Here is a 3,239-nt window from a genome sequence, read left to right on the forward strand (position 1 = left end):
CATTAAAATAGATATCGAGAGGACGGATATAGATATCTAATTGTGACTTGCCGGTATCAACGCCGACATTAATGTTTTGCAGTGTATTTGTATTCATAATAAGCTAACTCTTGCTTGCTAAATGCGGGTTCGAGACCCAGAAGACTATTCGAGTGTGGTGCTTGGAGTTCTATCTGACGTTCGCTCTTGTTATCGGTCTCTCGATAGAGGAGCCACACTTCAATCGAACTATCAGATAGAGAACTTTAGTTGCAGCTAAAGTCTGGGTCTCACTTTACCCTGATTCGTTAGTTATTATCCATACAAACGCTTCAAGAGGGACTTCCAACGCGCAGCATTTTTATTATGCGTTGATTTTGGTGGTTACGGTGTTATGCGGAAACTTGGTAGTCGCGTTGTCAGCCCCTTAAGCGGGCGTTATATGACTAAAGGAGTCCAGTTTTGATCAGATGGGATCATGTTGCAGATCATGTTGATTTCAATCTTGAAATTTCTGTGGAAGACTTTTTAATATCGATTCCCCGAAATGGTAAAGTTTTAGATTTTGGTTGTGGTTACGGACGTATTTCAAATCAGCTTCAGAAGTTGGGTTATAAGGATTTGGTTGGTGTAGATTCATCAAAAGAAATGATTAATCGAGGTCTAACCGAATATCCTGAACTTGATTTACGTTATCAACAAGATGGTTTATTTTCTTTTTCAAACAATTATTTTGATGCGATAGTGGTATGTGCAGTATTGACTTGTATACCTGTTCAGGATTCTCGTGAAAAAGTAGTATCTGAACTCTGGCGGGTTTTGAAACCCAGCGGTGTGTTGTATTTAGCTGAGTTTTGTTCAATCGAAAGCCTACACTTCTTATCAGGTTTAGGTATCGAAATGTGGCATAGTCGGCCAAAAGAGATTGAGGCTTTGCTATCAAACTTCAGTATTGAATTGTCGAAAGTATCTGAAACTTCAACTATTTCAGGTCATGTCAGTAATGCGGTTCATTTCATCGCGCGTAAAGTCATATAACAAAGCGTTCAAGAGGGACAGCCAACGCGAGGCATTTTTATTATGCGTTGGTTTTTGTGATTACGGTGTTATGCGGAAAGTTGGTCGTAGCGTTGGCTGCCCCTTAACGCGGCGTTAGCTGTTTTCTGAAGTCTGACGGTTTATTGTGCTCGTAAATGGAAAAATAGAATAGATGGGGCGTTCATGGAAGATGTTGTAGTCGAAAAAAGTAAGATGGGTGAGATTGTATATCTACACTATTGTAAAAAAGAGTCGGTAAATAATCCTTTAGTCATCATCTGTCATGGGTGGAACAATGATAAATATGAAGGTTCTAATCTAGCTTTAAATTTAGCTCTTCAGGGTTACTCTGTTATCTGCTTTGATGCAGATAAACACGGCGAAAGAGATGATGGTAATGCTCAAGATATCAGTAGTCATTCGAGTTTTATTAAAAGAATGACGGGGGTTATCAAGCAGAATTCAGATGACATAAATACACTCATTGATCACTATCAGAAAGATATTCGGATTGATCGATCGAGGATTGCGGTTGTTGGTATCTCTATGGGCGCAATGTCCACATTTTATTCTTTGACCCAAAATCAACTGATTAAAGTTGCAGTACCAATTCTTGGCTCTCCCGATTTTGTCGGTTTGGAGAAGTTCGCCTTACAAGCAGATTCGGTGAATAAGATTCTTAGTCATGATGAGAAGTTAGCTATTAGGCATATGGCAGAGATTGATCCATGTTTGTACCTTATAGAAAATGAAACTCGCCCTATGTTGATTATAAATGGCGAGAAAGATGATTGGGTTCCTGCCAATTTTGCGAAGGACTTTTATGAGAAAGTGAAGAGTAGATACGATAAAAATAATACTGAAATTGAGTTCAATTTAGCTGATGAATCGCATTATTTTTCCATCGACATGAGAGATCATACGATAAAATGGTTGAATAAAAATTTGTAGGCTAAGACGTAAATATTTAGCAATAAACAGCTAACAAGGCGTTTAAGAGGGATTCGCAACGCGTAGTATTTTTGTTATGCATTGATTTTATTAGTTTTTAGTGTAATGCGGAAGGTTGGTAGTTGCGTTGCTCACCCCTTAACGCGGCGTTATATGCTCAAATCTAAATGGAAGTTCAATTGAAAGTTTCAGATGAAGTAAAGCTATTGATATCCGTTGTGTATATCTGCCACGTTACAAGAATTCTATCCATAGATTTCAATGGTAAATGTTGGGCGACAATCATACGGCTTGCCACTCCAACAGTAATAGCTGTAGGTGTGCTAAATGTTGCATTGTTGGAGTTTACCAATTTTTGGAAAAGTGCGGAGCTTGGTTTCCTAGTTATATTTTTGACTCTAATCCTGACTACTGCGTTTATCAATAAGGTGGTCAGTGACGATAGGTATCTGAGCAAGGCTAATAAGTTTATTATGGAAATTGATGAAAAGGAACGAAAGGAAAAGGTCTTCTTTTTCAATGCCGTGTATTTCATGTTTTCACTTCTCCCGGTCTTTATCTTTGGAGTTGCGCTGTGGATATCACGCATATAACAAGCAATTTAAGAGGGATTCACAACGCTTGGCAATTTTGCTTCTACTTCAAATTTAGTGTTTATGGCACAATGCTTTAGGTTTGGGTGGAGGCGTTGTTCACCCCTTAATTGGGCGTTATGTGTACTAAGAGGTTATATGGAAATAACTGACTTTATGTCTGTTTTGGGAACGGTAGTTTCAGCGTTTGCACTTGGTTTAGGTGTTGTTAACTATCGAAATAACATTGAGTTAGCTCGGCGTTCAGTGTCACTTGCGGAAAAGAAAATACTAAGTGAAGAGTTTAGAGAGCCTATTTCTCAAATTAATAGTACGGTAGTACAGTTGCTACCTGTTGTTGAGAAATTACGAGGGGAACTCAGTTTATCTCTAGTGGATTTATACCGCTCAGTTTCACAGCCGAGTAGCGAAAGTAAATATACTTACCGACCTATACCTCATCATTTTAGTGACTTAGCATTAGCTATTTCAGATGAAATAATGGTTAAATTTAAATCTGAACAATTTGTTTCAATGGCTCAGGAGCAAATTAGGATCTTAAACATAGTACCCTCAATAGACGTTTACCCGTTTTTGGACAACAACGAAAAGTCTGATTATAGGTCATTTAAGTGCCTAGAAAATAAATACATCATGCAGAATTATGGTGCTTTATGTGAAGTCGGTAATGGCGGTTTT

4 protein-coding genes and 1 pseudogene are annotated in these 3,239 nt (G+C 38.2%); 4 read left to right on the forward strand and 1 reads right to left on the reverse strand.

Annotated elements, in window-relative coordinates; genetic code table 11:
• A pseudogene (locus CAG58_RS13200) lies at positions 1–97 on the reverse strand (IS110 family transposase); the annotation flags it as partial.
• A gap of 344 nt (positions 98–441) precedes the next feature.
• Between CAG58_RS13200 and CAG58_RS13205 the strand changes: the two are divergent.
• The 4 genes from CAG58_RS13205 to CAG58_RS13225 all read left to right on the forward strand — a co-directional run.
• Positions 442–1,017 carry a class I SAM-dependent methyltransferase gene (locus tag CAG58_RS13205; RefSeq protein ID WP_161426195.1) on the forward strand — a complete coding sequence of 192 codons (576 nt, stop codon included), beginning with the start codon at positions 442–444 and terminating at the stop codon, positions 1,015–1,017.
• A gap of 183 nt (positions 1,018–1,200) precedes the next feature.
• On the forward strand, positions 1,201–1,968 hold the full coding sequence (locus tag CAG58_RS13215) for an alpha/beta hydrolase family protein (RefSeq protein ID WP_161426194.1): 768 nt from the start codon (positions 1,201–1,203) through the stop codon (positions 1,966–1,968).
• Positions 1,969–2,147: 179 nt separating this feature from the next.
• Positions 2,148–2,561, forward strand: a complete 414-nt coding sequence (locus tag CAG58_RS13220; protein WP_134988510.1) for a hypothetical protein — start codon at positions 2,148–2,150, stop codon at positions 2,559–2,561.
• A 138-nt stretch (positions 2,562–2,699) separates the two neighbouring features.
• Positions 2,700–3,239, forward strand: a 540-nt coding sequence (locus CAG58_RS13225) for a hypothetical protein (RefSeq protein ID WP_161439747.1), incomplete at its 3' end; no start/stop codon positions are given.

Origin of the sequence: Vibrio sp. V31_P5A7T61 (assembly GCF_009904895.1) — a bacterium.
GTDB classification, from domain to species: domain Bacteria; phylum Pseudomonadota; class Gammaproteobacteria; order Enterobacterales; family Vibrionaceae; genus Vibrio; species Vibrio metschnikovii.

Bases quoted from the DNA above. Each gene is read 5' to 3' on its own strand.
- CAG58_RS13215 (WP_161426194.1), top strand. From the start codon at position 1,201: ATGGAAGATGTTGTAGTCGAAAAAAGTAAGATGGGTGAGATTGTATAT.